Here is a 20,894-nt window from a genome sequence, read left to right as displayed (position 1 = left end):
TATCGTCATTATTCGGCGCTGACGAGGATGCCCTCTTCAGAGAACGCTGCCCGCAAGCGGCGCGCGAACTGGAGCGCATGCTCGCCGTCGCCGTGTAAACATACCGTATCGGCCTGAACGTTTGCCGGTGTTCCATCCACGGCGATCACCCGCCCGGCGCGCACCATCTCCAGCGTCTGCGCCAGCGCCTTGCCTTCATCGGTAATCAACGCCCCGGCTTGCGTCCTCGGCACCAGGCTGCCGTCCGGCTGGTATCCCCGATCGGCAAACACTTCCTGACGCGTGGTCAGCCCCAGCCGTTGTCCGGCGCGAATCAGCTCGCTGCCCGCCAGACCCACAAGGATCAGCTGCGGGCTGCAGTCCCACACCGCGCGGGCAATGGCGTCCGCCAGATCCGCATCTTTCGCTGCCTGGTTGTAAAGCATGCCGTGCGGCTTCACGTGGCGCATCACGCCGTTCTGGGCGCGCACCATCGCCTCCAGCGCGCCGATCTGGTAGAGCACCTGCGCATAGACCGTCGCAGGGGGCAGATCCATCGCCGTGCGGCCAAAGTTTTCCCGGTCGGGGAAGCTGGGGTGAGCCCCAATCGCGACGCCGTTTTTAATGGCATTACGCACGCTCTCCAGCATGGTTTGCGCATTGCCCGCGTGAAAGCCGCAGGCGATATTGACCGAGGTGACCAGGGTCATCAGTTCCGCATCAGCGCGGCTTCCCTCCCCCAGATCGGCGTTCAAATCAATCTTTACCATCAAGCCTCCACGCCAGCTGTTCGAGATAACGCTGCCGATCCTGCCGCGCTTTCAGCGCTTCCTCCAGCGAACACTGCACGAAGTGAATCGGCTGGCCGAGGGGAATTTGCGCCAGATGGTAGCGATCCGCTTCAATAATGCAGGCAATGCGCGGGTAACCGCCCGTTGTCTGCGCGTCGTTCATTAACACGATGGGCTGACCGTTGCCCGGCACCTGAATAACCCCCGGCAGTAAACCGTGGGAGAGCAGTTCCCGGTCCGTCGTGCGGGTCAGCGGCTGACCCTGCAGGCGGTAGCCCATGCGGTTACTCTGCGGGCTGATCTTCCACGGCGCGCGCCAGAAAGACTCTTTAGAAGCCTCGTCAAACTCGTGATATTCCGGCCCCGGTAAGGCGCGGATCTGGTTTCCCCACAGCAGCTGTTTTACGCCCTGCGTGGTCGAGAAATGGCGCGCGGAGGCTTTGATTGCCAGCCGATCGCCGTCGCGCAACAAACGCCCTTCGTGACCGCCGATCCCGGCTTTTTGATCGGTACTGGATGAACCCAATACCTCCGGCACGTCAATGCCGCCAGCCACCGCGAGATAGCTACGCACGCCGTGCAGCGGACGTTTGAGCGTCAGGCGCTGCCCGGCTTTCGCCCGCAGCCGCCAGCCGGTCCACACCGCTTTGCCATCCAGCGTCGCATCACACCCTGCGCCGGTTAAGGCAAACCAGGTCTCCTGACCAAACTCAATCACACACTGACCCAGCGTAATTTCTACCGCCGCCGTGCTGCCTGGGTTGCCCACAAGCAGGTTGGCAATCTCCAGCGAAGGACGGTCAAGCGCACCGCAGTAGCTCACGCCCGACTGGCGAAGACCAAAGCGACCGGCATCCTGTACGGAGGTGTAAAGCCCGGCGCGAATAAGCGTTAACATACCCCCTCCTTCTGCGGGATAAAGCGAAGGGTATCGCCGGGACGCAGGAGTATTGGCGTCTCCAGCCCGGGTTCAAATAACGGTGTAGCGGTATGCCCAATAAGCTGCCAGCCGCCGGGCGATGTCAGGGGATAAACGCCGGTCTGCTCGCCGCCGATAGCCACCGTTCCCGCCGGCACGCTCACGCGCGGCTCGGCACGGCGTGGCGTATGCAGCCGGGGAGATAACCCGCCCAGATACGGGAATCCGGGCTGAAACCCCAGGAACCAGACCACGTAGTCAACCGAGCTGTGCAGCTCAACAACCTGCTTTTCGGTTAATCCGCAGTGATCTGCCACCACGCCAAGATCCGGCCCACCCGTACCGCCATAAACGACCGGGATCTCAATGGCGCGCGATTCCGGCTCCAGCGCCTCGCTCTCTTCCCACCAGCGCTGCAAACGTTCAATGGCATCCAGCGCCAGGGTATGCGGGCTACGCAGCACCACAGTGATGTTATTCATCCCCGGAATGGCTTCAACCACCTCCGGTAATTCGGCCAGACGCTGGGTCAGCCGCCAGATACGCTTTTGCGTGGCAAGCGTCACCGGTGGTTCAAGCTCCAGAACCACTGCGGTTTCACCCAGAAGATAACAACGCGCTCGCTGCACTTAACTACCTCTCGTCAGGCTGGGTTAGGGATATCAATAAAGATCACATCCAGATCGGTATTTTCTGTCAGCCACTCGCTGAGGGCGCGAATGCCGCCGCGCTCGGTGGCGTGATGGCCAGCCGCGTAAAAATGCAGCCCCTGTTCACGCGCCGAATGAATGGTCTGCTCGGAAACCTCGCCGGTGATAAAAGCATCGACGCCGAAACGCGCTGCGCTGTCGATAAAGCCCTGACCGCCACCGGTACACCATGCGACACGCTTCACCGTATCCGGACCGGTATCACCGCTCCACAGCGGACGACGGCCCAGGCGCGCTTCAATCCACGATGCCAGCTCCAGTCCAGGTACCGGCATCGCCAGCTCGCCCCACGGCACCAGCGGCTCAATTTCACCCATCACGGTAATCCCCAGTAGCTGCGCCAGCTGGACGTTGTTGCCGAGATCCGGGTGCGCATCCAGCGGCAGATGGTAGCCGTACAGGTTGATGTCATTAGCCAGCAGCGTTTTCAGACGATTGCGCTTCATCCCGCGAATAATCGGCGATTCGTTTTTCCAGAAGTAACCGTGATGAACAATCACCGCGTCGGCGTTCTGACGAACGGCCTCGTCCAGCAGCGCCTGGCTTGCCGTCACGCCGGTGATAATTTTTTGCACCGTCTCACGGCCTTCAACCTGGAGCCCGTTCGGGCCGTAATCGCTGAAAGAGGTACTGTTCAGTTTTTCGTTAATCAGGCTTTCCAGTTCGCTGTTTTTCATCATCACTCTCTTATGCTTTGCGGGCAGCTTCGTACGCCGCCAGCGTGGCGACACGCGCCTGTTTATGGTCGACAATCGGACGAGGGTAATCCAGCTTTACACGCTGTTTATCCGCCCATGCCCACGGTTCGTGGATCGCTTTAGCAGGTATACCGTTAAGTTCAGGAACCCAGCGGCGGATAAACTCGCCGTCCGCATCAAATTTTTGCCCCTGCGTGGTCGGATTGAAAATCCGGAAATAGGGTGCGGCATCGGTGCCGGTAGAGGCCGCCCACTGCCAGCCGCCGTTATTCGCCGCGAGATCGCCATCGATCAGCTGAGAGATAAAATAGCGCTCTCCGATACGCCAGTCGATAAGCAGATCCTTCACCAGAAAGCTGGCGGTAATCATCCGCAGGCGGTTGTGCATCCACCCCGTCTCATTAAGCTGACGCATGGCGGCATCGACTATTGGATAGCCCGTCTGCCCACTTTGCCAGGCTTTCAGCTGCTTATCATTCGATTGCCACTTTACATTATCGGTCCAGCCAATGAAGGGCCGATGTTTACATAAATCAGGGTGATACGTCATCAGATGGCGGTAGAACTCGCGCCAGATAAGCTCATTCAGCCAGACAGACCCTGCGCCGCCCTCCAACGCCTGCGGCTGCTCCGCCAGCAGACGATGCAAACACTGGCGCGGTGAGATCGCGCCCAGCGCCAGACAGGCCGACAGGCGGCTGGTGCCCTCGATGGCGGGAAAATCCCGACGCGCGTCGTAACTGGCCGCGTCCTGCTTGCAGAACTGGCGCAGTTGGGCGATGGCCGCTTTCTCATCGGCAGGGAACAGCGTTTCATCAAACGGCTGCTGAGGGTAATCAAACGTCAGCTCAGGCAGCTCTTTTATGGCTTCGCCTCGCACGGCAGGCGCGGCAACGCACTCCGGCAGCGCCTCTTTCAGACGTTTGATAAAGGCATTTTTGAACGGCGTAAAAACTTTATACATCTCGTGGTTGCCGGTCATCACGCTGCCCGGTGCCAGCATCACGCTGTCATCAAACCCTTCGCAGACCACCCCTTCCAGCATCTTCTCCAGCTGACGGTCGCGCTGCTGTTCGTTGAATTCGTACTGATAGTTGTAAAAAAGATGCGTGACGTTGTGCTGCTTACATATCTCCTGCACCGTCTGAAGCTGTGCGGCAAAATCACCCACTTCTTTATAGAGAAGCGGTATGCCTTTTCCGGCAAGCGAGTGCTGCAGATCGTTAAGATACGCCCGGAGCAAGGCCGCCTGCCGGGGGGCCATATCGTGCTGCCGCCACTGCTCGGGCGTGGCCATAAACAGGGCCAGTACGTTAGCGTCTGTGGCGCGGCAGGCTGCCGCAAGGGCGATGTTGTCATGTACGCGCAGGTCCGCGCGAAACCAAACCAGATGGGTGGGCATAAAACTCCAGGCAATTATCCATTATGTCCGTAAGGGCATGCCGTAAAAGGAAAAAGCATGCATTGAACTACTTTGCCATGAAGTGTAGACGGGATGAAATAAAAAAGGCCGCCCGAGGCGGCCTTAGCGCTACTTGTCCTGCGCTATCGTGGTTAACGCGACAAACCCATTAGGTTCATCGCTCTTTACAACGAGTACGCTGGCGACAATGAACGCGATGCAAAAATAGCGTTTCATTATGCGGTCCCTGCTGCTAACCGCTCCACCGTTCACCACCGGTGATAAGTCGGTGGACACAAGCCCGGGTAGGCGGGCTGCTTTACGGCTGTAAGTACACCTTTCCCAGGACCGATGCCCATTTGCGAGATGGCGGAAAGGGACGCAGCATCATAATTAACATCCGCTGCGAAGGTAAGATACTCGAATAAAATTAGGAATTTATAAAGGCTTCGAGGGATTGCCATCTGCTTACAGGAAGGTATGATAAAAACCCCGGGTAGGGGCTGCAAGACCACCCAACGGACCGCGAATCCCGAGGGACAAAAAAACCGCCAACAGTAATGTGGCGGTTTTTTTTATTGCTATGTGTAGTCTTAGTATCAGTAGAAATCGCAGGTCGCTTTCTCGGCCTGATCCATCCACACCGGCTTCTCGCTGGTTTTCGCCCAGACGCGGTGCAGATAGCTGTAAAAACGTGCACGATCTTTCCAGAACAGCATCACCGGCAGAGCCAGCACGCCAGCCACTACGGCGAAAGCGCGGCGCAAGAACACGATATGAGCCGGATACTCTTTATAAAGATCCATATTTTCTCCCCTATAGTTGGCCGGAAACGTCATCCGGAAAATTCAAAATCTGTGACCTGGCTAAAATAATATCGCTTTGTTTGTAATTTTACTACTCATCCGACCACTTATTTTTGCCCATTTAGTGAATATTTACATTCACGCCGTAATTAAGTTACAAAAAAGTTAACAGTTTACTTATCAATAGTTAAATTGTGGGCTTTGCCATTTTTATACTTTTTTTACACCCGCCCTCCCCATTTTTGCGAAATCTTTGCGCCGGAAATCCTACCGTTAGTACAACAACGAAAGTCACCTGGAGGTGGATTGTGAGTGCAGGTCTTATTGCCGGCATCGTGCTGGTGTTCCTGTTATTGGGTTATCTGGTCTATGCCCTGATTAATGCGGAGGCCTTCTGATGGCTGCTCAGGCGTTTCTGCTTATTGCCAGCTTCTTAGTGGTACTGTTCATTCTGGCAAGGCCACTGGGATCGGGACTGGCACGATTGATCAACAACGTCCCTTTGCCCGGCACGGGAAGCGTTGAAAAAGGGATCTGGCGCGTACTGGGAATAGACGATCGGGAGATGAGCTGGCGTCAGTATCTGATCGCCATTTTGCTGCTGAATATCGTTGGGCTCATTGCGCTTTTTGCCATGCTGATGTTGCAGGGCATCCTGCCGCTGAATCCGCAACGGTTACCGGGCCTGTCCTGGCATCTTGCGCTGAACACGGCGGTGAGCTTTGTCACTAACACCAACTGGCAGTCCTACGCCGGTGAAACCACGCTGAGCTATTTCAGCCAGATGGTCGGGTTAACCGTGCAAAACTTCCTCTCGGCCGCCAGCGGTATCGCCGTGATCTTCACGCTGACGCGTGCGTTTGCGCGTCAGAAAATCAATACCCTGGGTAACGCGTGGGTGGATCTGACCCGCATTACGCTGTGGATCCTGCTGCCAATTGCGCTGCTGATCGCGCTGTTCTTTATCCAGCAGGGCACCCTGCAAAACCTGATGCCTTACGCGCCCTATACCTCGCTGGAAGGTGCAAAACAGCTCCTGCCGATGGGGCCAGTAGCGTCACAGGAAGCCATCAAAATGCTCGGAACGAACGGGGGTGGCTTCTTCAACGCCAACTCGTCGCATCCGTTTGAAAACCCTACAGCATTGACCAATTTTGTGCAGATGCTGGCGATTTTCCTGATCCCCGCCGCGCTCTGCTTTGCCTTTGGTGATGTGGTTAACGATCGCCGTCAGGGCCGCACCCTGCTCTGGACCATGTCGCTGATCTTTGTGGTCTGCGTGGCGCTGGTGATGTGGGCCGAGTGGCAGGGTAATCCGCACTTCCTCTCGCTGGGTGCCGATAGCGCAATCAACATGGAAGGTAAAGAGAGTCGCTTTGGCATTCTCGCCAGCAGCCTCTATGCGGTGGTCACCACGGCGGCCTCGTGCGGGGCAGTCAACGCCATGCACGATTCCTTTACGGCGCTGGGTGGCATGATCCCGATGTGGCTGATGCAGATTGGCGAAGTCGTCTTTGGCGGCGTGGGTTCGGGTCTTTACGGCATGCTGCTGTTCGTGCTGCTGGCGGTGTTTATTGCCGGTTTGATGATTGGCCGCACCCCGGAATACCTCGGTAAAAAAATCGACGTTCGCGAGATGAAATTAACCGCGCTGGCGATTCTGGTCACCCCGGCGCTTGTGCTGCTCGGCACCGCGCTGGCGCTGATGACCGAGGCCGGACGCAGCGGCATCTTTAATCCGGGCATTCACGGTTTTAGCGAAGTGCTGTATGCCGTCTCCTCTGCCGCCAACAACAACGGCAGCGCCTTTGCGGGCTTAAGCGCCAACTCACCGTTCTGGAACTGCCTGCTGGCGTTCTGCATGTTTGTGGGTCGCTTCGGGATCATTGTGCCGGTCATGGCGATTGCCGGATCGCTGGTGAATAAAAAAATCCAGCCGACCACCACCGGAACATTACCGACCCACGGCGCGCTGTTTATCGGCCTGCTGACGGGTACCGTGTTACTGGTCGGCGCCCTGACCTTTATCCCCGCCCTCGCGTTAGGCCCGGTCGCGGAATACCTCTCTTTACGCTGATTTTGCGGAGAAATTGTCATGAGTCGTAAACAACTGGCCCTGTTCGAACCGTCTTTAGTTCGCCAGGCGCTCATGGATGCGGTGAAAAAGCTGAGCCCGCGCGTGCAGTGGCACAACCCGGTGATGTTTATTGTCTGGGCGGGAAGCGTGCTGACCACCGCCCTGGCGATTGCCATGGGAACGGGCCACATGCCGGGAAATGCGATGTTTACCGGCGCCATCAGCCTGTGGCTGTGGTTTACCGTGCTGTTCGCCAACTTTGCGGAAGCGCTGGCGGAAGGCCGGAGTAAAGCCCAGGCCAACAGCCTGAAAGGGGTGAAGAAAACCGCCTTCGCGCGCAAGCTGCGTGAACCGAAATACGGCGCGCAGATGGACCACGTTCCGGCGGATGAACTGCGTAAAGGCGATGTGGTGCTGGTGGAAGCCGGTGACATTATCCCTTGCGACGGTGAAGTCATCGAAGGGGGCGCCTCGGTGGATGAAAGCGCCATTACCGGGGAGTCCGCGCCGGTGATCCGTGAATCCGGCGGCGATTTCGCCTCCGTGACGGGCGGGACGCGCATTCTCTCCGACTGGCTGGTGATCCAGTGTAGCGTTAACCCGGGGGAAACCTTCCTCGACCGGATGATCGCCATGGTGGAAGGTGCCCAGCGTCGTAAAACGCCGAACGAGATTGCCCTGACCATCCTGCTGGTGGCCCTGACCATCGTCTTCCTGCTAGCAACCGCGACGCTGTGGCCGTTCTCCGCCTATGGCGGCACCGCGGTCACCATCACGGTGCTGGTGGCGCTGCTGGTCTGCCTGATCCCCACCACCATTGGTGGCCTGCTGTCAGCCATCGGCGTAGCCGGCATGAGCCGTATGCTCGGTGCCAACGTCATCGCCACCAGCGGGCGCGCGGTGGAAGCCGCCGGTGACGTGGACGTCTTACTGCTGGATAAAACCGGGACCATTACCCTCGGTAACCGCCAGGCGTCAGATTTCCTGCCCGCCCCGGGCGTGGATGAAAAAACGCTGGCGGACGCCGCGCAGCTCTCTTCGCTTGCCGATGAAACCCCGGAAGGCCGCAGTATCGTGATCCTCGCCAAGCAGCGCTTTAACCTGCGCCAGCGCGACGTTCAGAGCCTGCACGCCACTTTCGTGCCCTTCACGGCGCAAACCCGCATGAGCGGCATTAACATTCAGGATCGCATGATCCGTAAAGGCTCTGTTGACGCCATCCGTCGCCACATTGAGGCCAACAACGGCCACTTCCCGCCGGAAGTGGACAGCCTGGTCGAAAGCGTGGCCCGTCAGGGGGCGACGCCGCTGGTGGTGGCCGAAGGGGCACACGTGCTGGGAGTGATTGCCCTGAAGGATATCGTCAAAGGCGGCATCAAGGAGCGCTTTGCCCAGCTGCGTAAAATGGGGATCAAAACGGTGATGATCACCGGGGATAACCGTCTTACCGCCGCGGCGATTGCCGCCGAAGCGGGCGTGGATGATTTTCTTTCCGAAGCCACACCGGAAGCGAAACTGGCGTTGATTCGTCAGTATCAGGCGGAAGGCCGTCTGGTGGCGATGACGGGCGACGGTACCAACGATGCCCCTGCCCTGGCGCAGGCCGACGTGGCGGTGGCAATGAACTCCGGTACCCAGGCGGCAAAAGAGGCGGGCAACATGGTCGACCTCGACTCAAACCCGACCAAGCTGATTGAAGTGGTGCACATTGGCAAGCAGATGCTGATGACGCGCGGATCGCTGACCACATTCAGTATCGCCAACGACGTGGCGAAATATTTCGCCATCATTCCGGCCGCGTTTGCTGCGACCTATCCGCAATTAAACGCGTTGAACGTGATGCACCTGCACTCTCCGGCATCAGCCATTCTGAGCGCAGTGATCTTTAACGCCCTGATTATTGTCTTCCTGATCCCGCTGGCGCTGAAAGGCGTGAGCTATAAGCCGCTCACCGCCGCCGCCATGCTGCGCCGCAACCTGTGGATTTACGGCCTGGGCGGGCTGGTGGTGCCTTTCATCGGTATCAAGGTTATCGACCTGCTGTTGACGCTGTTCGGCCTGGTTTAAAAGGTGAATCAAATGACGATGTTACGCCCCGCTATACTTCTGTTTATTCTGCTGTCTCTCATTACCGGCGGGCTGTACCCGCTGGTGACCACCGCGCTGGGACAGTGGTGGTTTAAGGATCGGGCCAACGGCTCGCTGATTATGCAAAACGGTGAAAACCGCGGTTCGCGCCTGATTGGTCAGAACTTTACCGATGCCCGTTACTTCCAGGGACGCCCTTCCGCCACTGCCGAAAGCCCGTATAATCCGATGGCATCCGGCGGCAGTAACCTGGCGGGCAGCAACCCCGAGCTGGACAAAGCCGTTGCTGAGCGCGTGGCAGCCCTGCGCGCCGCTAATCCGCAGGCCAGCCGTGAGGTGCCCGTAGAGCTGGTTACCGCCTCGGCCAGCGGGCTGGACTACAGCCTGACGCCAGCAGCCGCGGCATGGCAAATCCCGCGCGTCGCCGCGGCCCGTCAGCTGACCGTCGAGCAGGTTAGCCAGCTGGTTGCAGAGCACACGCAAAAGCCGCTGGTCAGCTTTATCGGCATGCCCGTAGTGAATATTGTTGAGCTGAATCTGGCGCTGGACGCGCTAAGGAAAAACTAAATGACCGACGAGCCCATGCGCCCGGATCCGGACAGGCTGCTTGAACAGACGGCCGAAGCCCATCGCGGCAAACTGAAAATTTTCTTTGGCGCCTGCGCAGGCGTTGGGAAAACCTTCGCCATGCTGACGGAAGCCCAGCGGCTTCGGGCGCAGGGGCTCGATATATTGATAGGCGTGGTAGAAACCCACGGACGCAAAGAGACCGCATCGCTGCTGAAGGGGCTGGCCACCCAGCCGCCCCGCCGCATCAGCCACCGCGGTCGGTTAGTCACCGAATTCGATCTCGATGCCGCCCTCGCCCGCCGTCCCGCCCTTATCCTGATGGACGAACTGGCGCACAGCAATGCGCCAGGCTCACGCCATCCAAAACGCTGGCAGGATGTAGAAGAGCTGCTCGAAGCCGGCATCGATGTTTTCACGACGGTTAACGTTCAGCATCTTGAAAGCCTGAACGACGTGGTGAGCGGCGTGACCGGCATTCAGGTGCGCGAGACGGTGCCCGATCCCTTCTTTGATTCTGCCGATGAAGTGGTGCTGGTCGACCTGCCCCCTGACGATTTGCGCCAGCGCCTGCACGAAGGCAAGGTTTATATTGCCGGCCAGGCCGAGCGCGCCATCGAACATTTCTTCCGTAAAGGCAACCTGATTGCCCTGCGCGAGCTGGCCCTGCGTCGTACTGCCGATCGCGTCGACGATCAGATGCGCGCCTGGCGCGATCTGCAGGGCCAGGAGCGCGTCTGGCATACGCGAGATGCCATCCTGCTGTGCGTAGGGCACGGCAGCGGCAATGAAAAACTTGTCCGCACCGCTGCCCGCCTGGCGGCTAAATTTGGCAGCGTCTGGCATGCGGTGTATGTCGAAACGCCGCAGCTGCACGCGCTCCCCGAGAACCAGCGTCGCGCGATATTGAGTTCGCTTCGCCTGGCGCAGGAGCTGGGCGCTGAAACCGCCACCCTTTCCGACCCTCAGGAAGATAAAGCCATCCTGCGCTACGCCCGTGAGCACAATCTGGGGAAAATCGTGATTGGCCGTCGCCAGCATCGCCGCTGGTTTAGCCGCGAATCGTTTGCCGACAAGCTGGCCCGCCGTGCACCGGATCTGGACCTGGTGATCGTGGCGCTGGATGATAAGCCCACGCCGTTACCCAGCCGCGCGCCGGACAGCCGTGCCTTCAGCGATAAATGGCGCATTCAGCTGCGCGGCTGTCTTGTCGCCGTCGTGCTCTGCGCCCTGATTACCGTGATTGCCAGCCAGTGGCTGATCGCATTTGATGCCGCCAACCTGGTGATGATCTACCTGCTTGGCGTGGTGGTGGTGGCGCTCTTTTACGGGCGCTGGCCGTCGGTACTGGCGACGGTGATCAACGTCATCAGCTTCGATCTGTTCTTTATTGCCCCGCGAGGGACGCTCGCGGTGTCGGACGTACAGTACATTCTCACCTTCGCGGTAATGCTCACCGTCGGGCTGGTGATCGGGAATCTGACGGCGGGCGTGCGCTACCAGGCGCGTATTGCCCGCTATCGCGAACAGCGCACGCGCCATCTCTATGAGATGTCGAAATCGCTGGCGGTGGGCCGCACGCCGCTGGATATCGTGCAGACCAGCGAGCAGTTCATTCGCTCGACGTTTCATGCCAGCAACCTGATTTTGCTCCCGGACGAACACGGCAAGCTGCGCCCGCTGACGTCGGCCTCAGGCATGACGCCCTGGGATGAAGCCATCGCGCGCTGGAGCTTTGATAAAGGGCTACCGGCAGGCGCAGGGACCGACACCCTGCCCGGCGTGCCCTATCAAATTCTGCCGCTGCGCAGCGCCGATAAAAATCAGGGGCTGGTAATTGTTGAGCCCTCCAACCTGCGCCAGCTGATGATCCCCGAACAGCAGCGGCTGCTGGAGACCTTTACGCTGCTGGTTGCCAGCGCGCTGGAGCGGCTGGCCCTCACCGCCAGCGAAGAGCAGGCCCGGCTGGCGAGCGAGCGTGAAAGCATTCGTAACTCGCTGCTGGCGGCGCTCTCTCACGATCTGCGAACCCCGCTCACCGTCCTGTTTGGTCAGTCAGAAATCCTGACGCTGGACCTGGCGGCGGAAGGCTCTAAACACGCCCTTCAGGCCAGCGAGATCCGCCAGCATGTGCTGAATACCACGCGTCTGGTTAATAACCTGCTCGATATGGCGCGTATCCAGTCAGGCGGTTTTAACCTCAAAAAAGAGTGGCTCACGCTTGAAGAGGTGGTGGGCAGCGCCCTGAAAATGCTCGAACCCGGCCTGGGCGGGCGGTATATTGCGCTGAACATGCCCGAGCCCCTGACGTTAATTCATGTTGATGGTCCGCTGTTTGAACGGGTGCTGATCAACCTGCTGGAAAATGCCGGCAAATATGCGGGCGCCAGCGCGCAAATTGGCGTGGATGCGACGGTGGACGACGGCACGCTTCGCCTTGACGTCTGGGATACCGGACCCGGCATTCCCGCCGGGCAGGAGTTGGCTATTTTCGAAAAATTCGCGCGCGGCAATAAGGAGTCTGCCATTCCGGGCGTCGGGCTGGGGCTGGCGATTTGCCAGGCGATCATTGACGTCCATGGCGGGTCCATCTCCGCTGAGAATCGCCCCGAAGGCGGCGCGCGGTTTTGTGTTACACTTCCTCTGGAAACCCCGCCAGAACTAAATGAATTACCAGAGGATTTGTGATCAACGTTCTGATTGTTGAAGATGAGATCGCCATTAGCCGTTTTCTGCGCGCTGCGCTGGAAGGGGACGGTCTGCGCGTTCATGATGCGGGCACGCTTCAACGGGGTTTAATTGAAGCCGCCACCCGCAAGCCGGACCTGGTGATCCTCGATCTTGGTTTGCCGGACGGCGACGGCATCGATTTTATCCGGGAAGTGCGTCAGTGGAGCCAGATGCCGATCCTCGTGCTCTCCGCGCGTACTGAAGAGACGGATAAAATCGCGGCGCTGGATGCCGGTGCAGATGACTATCTGATTAAACCTTTTGGTATCGGCGAGCTTCAGGCTCGCCTTCGCGTGGCGCTGCGTCGCCACAGCGCAACCACGCCTGCTGACCCAACGTACACGTTTGGGGATATCCGGGTTGACCTGGCCGCGCGGCGTATTGTGCGCGGTGAAGAAGAAATCCATCTGACGCCAATAGAATTTCGCCTGCTCGCCGTTCTGCTCAACAACCACGGCAAGGTTCTCACCCAACGCCAGCTGTTAAGTCAGGTGTGGGGACCCAACGCTGTAGAACATAGTCATTATTTACGCATATATATGGGACACCTTCGTCAGAAACTCGAAGTTGACCCCGCTCGCCCTCGCCATTTATTAACTGAAACCGGTATCGGTTATCGGTTTATGCTTTGAATAACTATTCATTTTATTTTTAAATAAAAACGAAATCCCTCAGACAGTATTTCACAAATAACCCATAAATTATTTTTACGGGCTATTTTCGCTCATTTAAAACATTGACGACACAACCTGTTAACGCATCATCAACAAATCAGAATTTTGATCTGCGATATTCATCTAAACCGAATATTTATTTCTGATTTGATCGGTTAACGGTGATCTACCTCACGGTTAATCGCCTTTCACTGGATAAAATGACCATGCTTTCAATTACTGAAAGGAAAATGAAACATGGAAAACAACAATCGCTTAATGCCCCATATAAGGCGGACAACACATATCATGATGTTTGCCCACCGAAACTGCTTTGACTTTCATCTCTTTAATGCCCGGTAGTCCTTCGACTTCTGGCGCACTCGCTTACAGGTTATCCTGAAACACCTTATTTTACAGGCCATTGCCTGTGAACTCGTGCGCTCATTCATTTTAATTCAGACTCATCCGCACCGGGCGGACTGAATTTCAATCATCAAAAAAGCAATTCACTGATTTTAATCAGCGGCCACCCTTTGCTTTTTTTCCGGTAAATTATCGATTTCTTTCTTGCAAGAAATCGAGGGACGCTTATTACCTAAAATAAAGAGAGAAAGATGAAAAGTTTAAAAATCGCAGCCAGCCGTGCATGTCCGGATTGTTTTACTACCCAGCGTGAACTGGTAGATGTCCGCGCCTCTGATTATATTGATGTTGCCGCCATTGTTCTGGCGGTCACGGATATTGCCAGCGGTATCCTGGACGAAATAGAAGCCACCGGTTTTGGCATTCCTGTTTTTGTTGCGACCCACAAAGAAGAGTTCATCCCGGCAGACTATTTATCGCGCATTCACGGCGTATTTGAGTATTCAGACACCAGCAACGACTTTTATGGACGCCAGCTGGAAGCGGCCGCCCAGAAGTATGAAACCCAGCTGCGCCCGCCGTTTTTCCGCGCCCTTGTCGACTATGTGAAGCAGGGCAACAGCGCGTTTGACTGCCCGGGGCATCAGGGTGGCCAGTTCTTCCGCCGCCATCCTGCCGGTAATCAGTTTGTCGACTTCTTTGGTGAGACGCTTTTCCGCTCCGACCTGTGTAACGCCGACGTGGCGATGGGCGATCTGCTGATCCACGAAGGCGCACCGTGCATCGCCCAGCAGCATGCGGCAAAAGTCTTTAATGCTGATAAGACCTACTTCGTGCTGAATGGCACCTCGTCATCCAACAAAGTGGTGCTTAACGCCCTGCTCACCCCGGGCGACCTGGTACTGTTCGACCGTAACAACCACAAATCTAACCATCACGGTGCCCTCCTCCAGGCTGGCGCAACGCCGGTCTATCTGGAAACCGCGCGCAACCCGTACGGCTTTATTGGCGGCATTGACGCCCACTGCTTTGAAGAAAGTTATCTGCGCGAGCTGGTGGCAGAGGTGGCGCCAGGCCGTGCACGCGATGCGCGTCCGTTCCGTCTGGCGGTGATCCAGCTGGGTACCTACGATGGCACCATCTATAACGCCCGTCAGGTGGTGGATAAGATTGGACACCTGTGTGATTACATCCTGTTTGACTCGGCCTGGGTGGGTTACGAGCAGTTTATTCCGATGATGGCCGACTGCTCTCCGCTGCTGCTGGAGCTGAACGAAAACGATCCGGGGATCCTGGTCACCCAGTCCGTACATAAACAGCAGGCCGGCTTCTCGCAGACCTCGCAAATCCATAAGAAAGACAGCCACATCAAAGGGCAACAGCGCTATGTCCCGCATAAGCGCCTGAATAATGCCTTTATGATGCACGCCTCCACCAGCCCGTTTTATCCGCTGTTCGCTGCGCTGGACATCAACGCCCGTATGCACGAAGGCCAGAGTGGCCGCAACATGTGGATGGATTGCGTGGTGAACGGTATCGAAGCGCGCAAGCTGATCCTGGAGAACTGCCGGTATCTGCGCCCCTTCGTACCGGAGACGGTAGATGGCCGCCCGTGGGAAAGCTGGGACACCGCGGAAATTGCGACCGATCTGCGCTTCTTCCACTTCGTACCGGGTGAAAACTGGCACGCTTTTGAAGGCTACGCTGAGCATCAGTATTTTATCGACCCGTGCAAGCTCCTGCTGACCACGCCGGGTATTAACGCCCGCACCGGGGAGTATGACGACTTCGGCGTGCCCGCCACTATCCTCGCCAACTTCCTGCGTGAAAACGGCATCGTGCCGGAAAAATGCGATCTCAACTCGATCCTGTTCCTGCTCACGCCTGCGGAAGATATGGGAAAACTGCAGCAGCTGGTGGCGCAGCTGGTGCGCTTCGAAAAACTGCTCGAGAGCGATGTTCCGCTGAAAGACGTCCTGCCTTCTCTCTACAAACAGCATCCGGAACGTTACGCGGATTACACCCTGCGCCAGATCTGCCAGGAAATGCATGACCTGTACGCCCGCCACAACGTGAAACAGCTGCAGAAAGAGATGTTCCGCAAGTCTCACTTCCCCCGCGTGATGATGAACCCGCAGGACGCAAACTACGCCTATCTGCGCGGTGAGGTTGAACTGGTCTCTCTGCGCGATGCGGAAGGCCGCATCGCCGCCGAAGGCGCCCTTCCTTATCCACCGGGGGTGCTGTGCGTGGTTCCAGGGGAAGTCTGGGGCGGTTCCGTGCTGCGCTACTTTGCCGCGCTGGAAGAAGGCATCAACCTGCTGCCGGGCTTCGCGCCGGAGCTGCAGGGTGTGTACGTCGAGGAGTGTGAGGGTCGCAAGCAGGTTCGCTGTAACGTCATCAAACAACCCGCCGCTCAGCCCGCGCTGCTGAAAGGAGAGAAATTATGAGTAAGTCCAATAAAATGGGCGTGGTGCAGCTGACCATCCTCACCATGGTGAACATGATGGGCTCCGGGATTATCATGCTGCCCACCAAACTGGCAGAGGTGGGCACCATCTCTATCATCTCCTGGCTGGTGACGGCAGTCGGTTCAATGGCGCTGGCGTGGGCGTTTGCCAAGTGCGGAATGTTCAGCCGTAAGTCAGGCGGCATGGGCGGCTATGCCGAATACGCTTTTGGCAAGTCGGGCAACTTTATGGCCAACTATACCTACGGGGTGTCGCTGCTGATCGCCAACGTGGCGATTGCCATCTCCGCCGTGGGTTACGGTACGGAGCTGTTTGGCGCGACGCTCAGCCCGGTGCAAATAGGGCTGGCGACCATCGGGGTGCTGTGGATCTGTACCGTAGCTAACTTTGGCGGCGCGCGCATCACCGGGCAGCTCTCCAGCATCACCGTCTGGGGCGTGATTATCCCGGTTGTCGGCCTGTGCATCATCGGCTGGTTCTGGTTCAGCCCGACACTCTACGCCAACTCCTGGAACCCGCACCATGTGCCGTTCTTTACCGCTGTTGGGTCATCCATCGCCATGACGCTTTGGGCCTTCCTCGGCCTGGAATCCGCCTGCGCGAACGCGGAAGTGGTAGAGAATCCGGAAAAGAACGTGCCGATTGCGGTTCTCGGCGGCACGCTGGGCGCGGCGGTGATCTATATCGTCTCGACTAACGTGATTGCCGGGATTGTGCCAAACATGGATCTGGCAAACTCTACGGCGCCGTTCGGACTGGCCTTCGCGCAGATGTTCACGCCTGAGGTCGGGAAAGTGATCATGGGGCTGATGGTGATGTCCTGCTGCGGTTCACTCCTCGGCTGGCAGTTCACCATCGCACAGGTGTTTAAATCCTCGGCTGATGAAGGTTACTTCCCAAAAATCTTCTCCCGCGTGACCAAAGCGGATGCGCCGGTGCAGGGCATGCTGGCGATTGTTATCTTCCAGAGCGGATTGTCGCTGATGACCATTAGCCCGTCGCTGAACAGCCAGTTCAACGTGCTGGTCAACCTGGCGGTGGTGACGAACATCATTCCGTATATTCTGTCGATGGCAGCGCTGGTGATCATTCAGAAGGTGGCGAAGGTGGATCCTCGCAAAGCGCGTGCGGCCAATATCGTGGCGCTGATCGGGGCAATCTACAGCTTCTATGCGCTCTACTCATCCGGCCAGGAAGCGATGCTGTATGGAGCGATGGTGACCTTTATGGGCTGGACGCTGTACGGTCTGGTGTCACCACGGTTTGAATTGAAGAACAAGCACAGTTAAGTAAAAGCAAAACGGCAACCCAGGGGTTGCCGTTTTTTGTGTTTTCTCCCTCTCCCTGTGGGATAGGGCTGGGTGAGGGCATCAGCCCGCCCCCGAACATCACTTACGCGTTTTTCAGCACTTCGCTGACAATCTCTACCGCTTCTTTCTCAATCTGCTGACGGTGCTCAGCGCCGAGGAAGCTTTCGCAATAGATTTTGTACGCATCTTCCGTACCGGACGGACGCGCGGCGAACCAGCCGTTCTCGGTCATCACTTTCAGACCACCAATGGATGCGCCGTTGCCCGGTGCAGCCGTCAGACGCGCGGTGATCGGATCGCCCGCCAGGGTGCTTGCGCTGACCATCTCCGGTGAGAGCTTGGACAGGGCCGCTTTCTGGGCTGACGTCGCGCTCGCCTGAATACGGTTATAGCTTGGTGCACCAAAGCGTGCCGCCAGGTCGTTGTAGTGTTCCTGCGGGTTCTTACCGGTGACCGCGGTGATCTCCGCCGCCAGCAGGCACATGATGATGCCGTCTTTATCGGTTGACCATGGCGTGCCGTCGAAACGCAGGAAAGATGCGCCCGCGCTCTCTTCACCGCCGAAGCCGAAGCTGCCGTCGTGCAGACCGTCAACGAACCATTTGAAGCCGACCGGCACTTCCACCAGCTTGCGGCCCAGCGCCTCGACCACGCGGTCAATCATCGCAGAGGAAACCAGCGTTTTACCGACGGCCACCTCTTTGCCCCACTGCGGGCGGTGCTGGAACAGATAGTTAATTGCAACAGCCAGATAGTGGTTCGGGTTCATCAGCCCGGCAGGGGTGACGATACCGTGACGGTCATAATCCGGGTCGTTAGCAAACGCCAGATCGAATTTATCACGCAGCGCCAGCAGGCCCGCCATCGCGCACTCGGAGGAGCAGTCCATACGGATCGCGCCGTCTTTATCCAGGTGCATAAAGCGGAAGGTCTGATCGACGTGATCGTTCACGATGGTCAGATCCAGCTTGTAGTGCTCGGCGATACGTTTCCAGTATTCGATACCGGAGCCGCCCAGCGGATCCACGCCCAGCTTCAGGCCGGCTTTCTGGATGGCCGCCATATCGACGATATCCGCCAGCCCTTCCACGAACGGCTGAACCAGATCCTGCTCTTTCACGTGACCGGACGCCATGGCCGCATCCAGAGAAATACGCTTCACGCCTTTAAGATCGTCAGCCAGCAGCGCGTTCGCACGATCTTCCACCACTTTGGTAACGTTAGTGTCGGCCGGGCCACCGTTAGGCGGGTTGTATTTGATACCACCGTCTTCCGGCGGGTTGTGGGATGGCGTAATAACGATACCGTCCGCCAGCGCGCCACCTTTTTTGTTGTGCACCAGGATGGCGTTAGAGACCGCAGGCGTCGGGGTGAAGCCATTGTTCTCCTGAACAATCACATCGACGCCGTTTGCCGCCAGCACTTCCACAACAGAGATGAACGCCGGTTCAGACAGGGCATGGGTATCTTTCCCCACATAGCACGGACCGGTAACGCCGTTTTTAGCGCGCTCTTCCGCAATGGCCTGAGCAATGGCCAGAATATGCGGTTCGTTAAAGCTGTGGCGCGCCGCGCTGCCGCGGTGACCGGATGTACCAAACTTCACTGCGTGTTCTGCGTTGCCCACGACCGGTTTCAGCACGTAATACTGCGCGGTCAGCTGAGCGACGTTAATCAAATCGCTTTGTTGTGCAGGTTGGCCTGCACGGCTGTGATTTGCCATTACCGGGTCCTTCTGATGCAAGGGTTAAATTGTACCGCAAACCTTTTCAATCAATTCCGCCGGGAACTGCATGGACTGCATGATGTGTTCAATCATGCTGCACTTGCGGCCCGTATTGGTATTGGTGATCACCCAGTACGGGGTGCCAGGAACATGTTTGGGTTTGGTTTGATTGCCATTTTGCAGCAGCGTCTGCTCGTCGCCCGCGAAATAGACGCGAGTACGGCCGTGAAGCGACTCGGTCGCTTCAGCAAACGCTTTGTTATCCAGTGAGTAAAGTGTAGACAGCACAAGCATAAAGCGGTTTACCGCTTTTTTCTGCTCCGCGTATTCATCGGAGAGCAGCAGCTCGCGCATCGCGCGCACTTTATCTTTTGCCGGCGTCACGGCAGGTTTTGCTTGTGCAACAACGCTCGGCTGAGACACGACATCTTTGGTGACTGGGGTAGCAGGCTGTGAAGCGGCGGAAATTTTAAGCATGCGCCGTAAAATGTCGGACGCGCTCTCCCCGATATGCCGCGTCTGGCTGGCAATATACTGATAGAGTTCGTCATCAACTTCGATTGTTTTCATCTTAATCCAGTGCGATATCTTATCTGAATACAAGTCATTGGGATTATAAGGTCAAATCCCAACAGCGGATAGCGTCAAACCAGGTTGGCAGCAAAAGTCAGATTAAACTGGAACCTTGCAGCCGGGCGGCAGAATGGTCAACATGATACCCTAACCTGACATCCGTAAAAAAAGAACTTTGCCATGAAATTGAATACCCGAGCGCAAACTGCACAATCGCCGAACAATAATTCTCCCATCGTACTGGTTCACGGGCTTTTTGGCAGTCTGGATAACCTGGGCGTGCTGGCGCGCGATCTGGTTACCGACCACGATATTTTACAGGTCGATATGCGCAATCATGGTCTTTCCGGGCGTTCCGACGAGATGACCTACGCGGCGATGGCGCAGGATCTGCTGGATACGCTGGATGCCCACGACCTGCAAAAGGTGACCCTCATCGGGCATTCAATGGGTGGCAAAGCGGTGATGGCCCTGACGGCACTGGCCCCGGACCGTATTAGCGGCCTGGTGGTGATTGACGTCGCGCCCGTGGATTATGACGTCCGCCGTCACGACGAGATTTTTGCCGCCATCAATGCGGTCACAGAAGCGGGTGTCGCGACGCGCCAACAGGCGGCTGCCGTCATGCGTGAGCATCTTGATGAAGAAGGCGTCGTGCAGTTCCTGCTGAAGTCGTTTGTTGACGGGCAATGGCGTTTTAACGTGCCGGTGCTCTGGGATCAATACAATAACATCGTGGGCTGGGAAACCGTCCCCGCCTGGCCACACCCTACTCTCTTTATTCGCGGCGGAAACTCACCTTACGTTACCGACGCGTACCGCGACACGCTGCTGGCCCAATTCCCGCAGGCTCGCGCCCACGTGATTGCCGGTGCCGGGCACTGGGTGCATGCGGAAAAACCGGATGCTGTGCTGCGCGCCATTCGCCGCTATCTTGCTGATACTGCAAATTGATTAAAAAGAAAGCGACTGGAAGGCTGCGGGCTTCCAGTCGTTGGCGTGCCGTTTTTGGTGATGTATGATGGCGC

The 20,894-nt window shown here is 57.5% G+C and carries 18 protein-coding genes; 10 read left to right on the top strand and 8 right to left on the bottom strand.

All coding sequences use genetic code 11. From position 1 onward, the window contains the following. Window positions 1-8: 8 nt before the first annotated feature. The 6 genes from pxpA to ACERY3_RS02370 form a co-directional block, all read right to left on the bottom strand. Window positions 9-749 carry a 5-oxoprolinase subunit PxpA gene (gene pxpA / locus ACERY3_RS02395; protein WP_373224996.1) on the bottom strand — a complete coding sequence of 247 codons (741 nt, stop codon included), beginning with the start codon at window positions 747-749 and terminating at the stop codon, window positions 9-11. Continuing rightward, window positions 736-1,668 (bottom strand): 5-oxoprolinase subunit PxpC, encoded by a 933-nt coding sequence (gene pxpC, locus ACERY3_RS02390; RefSeq protein WP_373224995.1) that lies wholly within the window; start codon window positions 1,666-1,668, stop codon window positions 736-738. Before pxpC ends, pxpA begins: the two co-directional genes overlap by 14 nt. Further along, the gene (gene pxpB / locus ACERY3_RS02385; RefSeq protein WP_039261304.1) at window positions 1,662-2,318 is read right to left on the bottom strand and encodes a 5-oxoprolinase subunit PxpB; all 657 of its coding nucleotides are present in this window, start codon (window positions 2,316-2,318) and stop codon (window positions 1,662-1,664) included. The genes pxpC and pxpB overlap by 7 nt, the downstream gene beginning before the upstream one ends. A gap of 14 nt (window positions 2,319-2,332) precedes the next feature. Continuing rightward, window positions 2,333-3,076, bottom strand: coding sequence for a type 2 GTP cyclohydrolase I (locus ACERY3_RS02380; RefSeq protein ID WP_373225545.1), 744 nt, complete (start codon window positions 3,074-3,076; stop codon window positions 2,333-2,335). 10 nt (window positions 3,077-3,086) lie between these two features. Beyond that, the gene (gene phrB / locus ACERY3_RS02375; RefSeq protein ID WP_373224994.1) at window positions 3,087-4,499 is read right to left on the bottom strand and encodes a deoxyribodipyrimidine photo-lyase; all 1,413 of its coding nucleotides are present in this window, start codon (window positions 4,497-4,499) and stop codon (window positions 3,087-3,089) included. Window positions 4,500-5,098: 599 nt separating this feature from the next. After that, window positions 5,099-5,305 (bottom strand): YbfA family protein, encoded by a 207-nt coding sequence (locus tag ACERY3_RS02370; RefSeq protein WP_023310781.1) that lies wholly within the window; start codon window positions 5,303-5,305, stop codon window positions 5,099-5,101. A 308-nt stretch (window positions 5,306-5,613) separates the two neighbouring features. On the opposite strand from ACERY3_RS02370, the gene kdpF reads away from it, so the two are divergent. The 9 genes from kdpF (at window position 5,614) to potE (ending at window position 17,546) form a co-directional block, all read left to right on the top strand. Next, entirely contained in the window at window positions 5,614-5,703 is a 90-nt protein-coding gene (gene kdpF, locus ACERY3_RS02365; protein ID WP_014069365.1) for a K(+)-transporting ATPase subunit F, read from the top strand. Further along, window positions 5,703-7,382: a potassium-transporting ATPase subunit KdpA gene (gene kdpA / locus ACERY3_RS02360; protein ID WP_373224992.1), complete on the top strand. Its 1,680-nt coding sequence runs from the start codon at window positions 5,703-5,705 to the stop codon at window positions 7,380-7,382. The genes kdpF and kdpA overlap by 1 nt, the downstream gene beginning before the upstream one ends. Before the next feature lie 18 nt (window positions 7,383-7,400). Further along, a complete protein-coding gene (gene kdpB / locus ACERY3_RS02355) occupies window positions 7,401-9,449 on the top strand; it encodes a potassium-transporting ATPase subunit KdpB (protein WP_023310779.1) in 2,049 nt (682 codons plus the stop codon). Between the two features lie 12 nt (window positions 9,450-9,461). Further along, window positions 9,462-10,037, top strand: a complete 576-nt coding sequence (kdpC, locus tag ACERY3_RS02350; protein ID WP_023310778.1) for a potassium-transporting ATPase subunit KdpC — start codon at window positions 9,462-9,464, stop codon at window positions 10,035-10,037. Continuing rightward, window positions 10,038-12,725, top strand: a complete 2,688-nt coding sequence (gene kdpD, locus ACERY3_RS02345) for a two-component system sensor histidine kinase KdpD (protein WP_373224991.1) — start codon at window positions 10,038-10,040, stop codon at window positions 12,723-12,725. Next, window positions 12,722-13,399, top strand: a complete 678-nt coding sequence (kdpE, locus tag ACERY3_RS02340; protein ID WP_008501074.1) for a two-component system response regulator KdpE — start codon at window positions 12,722-12,724, stop codon at window positions 13,397-13,399. Before kdpD ends, kdpE begins: the two co-directional genes overlap by 4 nt. Window positions 13,400-13,678: 279 nt before the next feature. Beyond that, window positions 13,679-13,783 (top strand): leader peptide SpeFL, encoded by a 105-nt coding sequence (gene speFL / locus ACERY3_RS02335; RefSeq protein WP_003858645.1) that lies wholly within the window; start codon window positions 13,679-13,681, stop codon window positions 13,781-13,783. A gap of 254 nt (window positions 13,784-14,037) precedes the next feature. Beyond that, window positions 14,038-16,236 (top strand): ornithine decarboxylase SpeF, encoded by a 2,199-nt coding sequence (gene speF, locus ACERY3_RS02330; RefSeq protein WP_032661123.1) that lies wholly within the window; start codon window positions 14,038-14,040, stop codon window positions 16,234-16,236. Continuing rightward, the gene (gene potE, locus ACERY3_RS02325) at window positions 16,233-17,546 is read left to right on the top strand and encodes a putrescine-ornithine antiporter (RefSeq protein WP_014831099.1); all 1,314 of its coding nucleotides are present in this window, start codon (window positions 16,233-16,235) and stop codon (window positions 17,544-17,546) included. The genes speF and potE overlap by 4 nt, the downstream gene beginning before the upstream one ends. A gap of 103 nt (window positions 17,547-17,649) precedes the next feature. On the opposite strand, the gene pgm is transcribed toward potE, so the two are convergent. Both pgm and seqA read right to left on the bottom strand, forming a co-directional pair. Continuing rightward, entirely contained in the window at window positions 17,650-19,290 is a 1,641-nt protein-coding gene (gene pgm / locus ACERY3_RS02320) for a phosphoglucomutase (alpha-D-glucose-1,6-bisphosphate-dependent) (RefSeq protein ID WP_058841816.1), read from the bottom strand. A gap of 24 nt (window positions 19,291-19,314) precedes the next feature. Beyond that, a complete protein-coding gene (seqA, locus tag ACERY3_RS02315) occupies window positions 19,315-19,863 on the bottom strand; it encodes a replication initiation negative regulator SeqA (RefSeq protein WP_008501070.1) in 549 nt (182 codons plus the stop codon). Window positions 19,864-20,046: 183 nt separating this feature from the next. Between seqA and ybfF the strand changes: the two genes are divergently transcribed. Then, complete coding sequence (gene ybfF, locus ACERY3_RS02310; protein WP_045887714.1) at window positions 20,047-20,820, top strand: esterase; 774 nt, start codon at window positions 20,047-20,049, stop codon at window positions 20,818-20,820. Window positions 20,821-20,894 lie beyond the last annotated feature (74 nt).

Source organism: Enterobacter cloacae complex sp. ESBL7 (assembly GCF_041679625.1).
Classification (GTDB): Bacteria; Pseudomonadota; Gammaproteobacteria; order Enterobacterales; family Enterobacteriaceae; genus Enterobacter; species Enterobacter asburiae_B.
The sequence above is the reverse complement of the archived record's forward strand: the minus strand, read 5'-3'. Positions and strand labels throughout refer to the sequence as shown.

What these genes read in the sequence shown, in the direction of transcription:
- speF (WP_032661123.1), top strand. Translation starts at nt 14,038, where the DNA reads ATGAAAAGTTTAAAAATCGCAGCCAGCCGTGCATGTCCGGATTGTTTT.
- kdpA (WP_373224992.1), top strand. Translation starts at nt 5,703, where the DNA reads ATGGCTGCTCAGGCGTTTCTGCTTATTGCCAGCTTCTTAGTGGTACTG.
- kdpD (WP_373224991.1), top strand. Translation starts at nt 10,038, where the DNA reads ATGACCGACGAGCCCATGCGCCCGGATCCGGACAGGCTGCTTGAACAG.
- ACERY3_RS02370 (WP_023310781.1), bottom strand. Translation starts at nt 5,305, where the DNA reads ATGGATCTTTATAAAGAGTATCCGGCTCATATCGTGTTCTTGCGCCGC.
- pxpC (WP_373224995.1), bottom strand. Translation starts at nt 1,668, where the DNA reads ATGTTAACGCTTATTCGCGCCGGGCTTTACACCTCCGTACAGGATGCC.
- kdpB (WP_023310779.1), top strand. Translation starts at nt 7,401, where the DNA reads ATGAGTCGTAAACAACTGGCCCTGTTCGAACCGTCTTTAGTTCGCCAG.
- ybfF (WP_045887714.1), top strand. Translation starts at nt 20,047, where the DNA reads ATGAAATTGAATACCCGAGCGCAAACTGCACAATCGCCGAACAATAAT.
- pxpA (WP_373224996.1), bottom strand. Translation starts at nt 749, where the DNA reads ATGGTAAAGATTGATTTGAACGCCGATCTGGGGGAGGGAAGCCGCGCT.
- speFL (WP_003858645.1), top strand. Translation starts at nt 13,679, where the DNA reads ATGGAAAACAACAATCGCTTAATGCCCCATATAAGGCGGACAACACAT.
- kdpC (WP_023310778.1), top strand. Translation starts at nt 9,462, where the DNA reads ATGACGATGTTACGCCCCGCTATACTTCTGTTTATTCTGCTGTCTCTC.
- potE (WP_014831099.1), top strand. Translation starts at nt 16,233, where the DNA reads ATGAGTAAGTCCAATAAAATGGGCGTGGTGCAGCTGACCATCCTCACC.
- phrB (WP_373224994.1), bottom strand. Translation starts at nt 4,499, where the DNA reads ATGCCCACCCATCTGGTTTGGTTTCGCGCGGACCTGCGCGTACATGAC.
- seqA (WP_008501070.1), bottom strand. Translation starts at nt 19,863, where the DNA reads ATGAAAACAATCGAAGTTGATGACGAACTCTATCAGTATATTGCCAGC.
- ACERY3_RS02380 (WP_373225545.1), bottom strand. Translation starts at nt 3,076, where the DNA reads ATGAAAAACAGCGAACTGGAAAGCCTGATTAACGAAAAACTGAACAGT.
- pgm (WP_058841816.1), bottom strand. Translation starts at nt 19,290, where the DNA reads ATGGCAAATCACAGCCGTGCAGGCCAACCTGCACAACAAAGCGATTTG.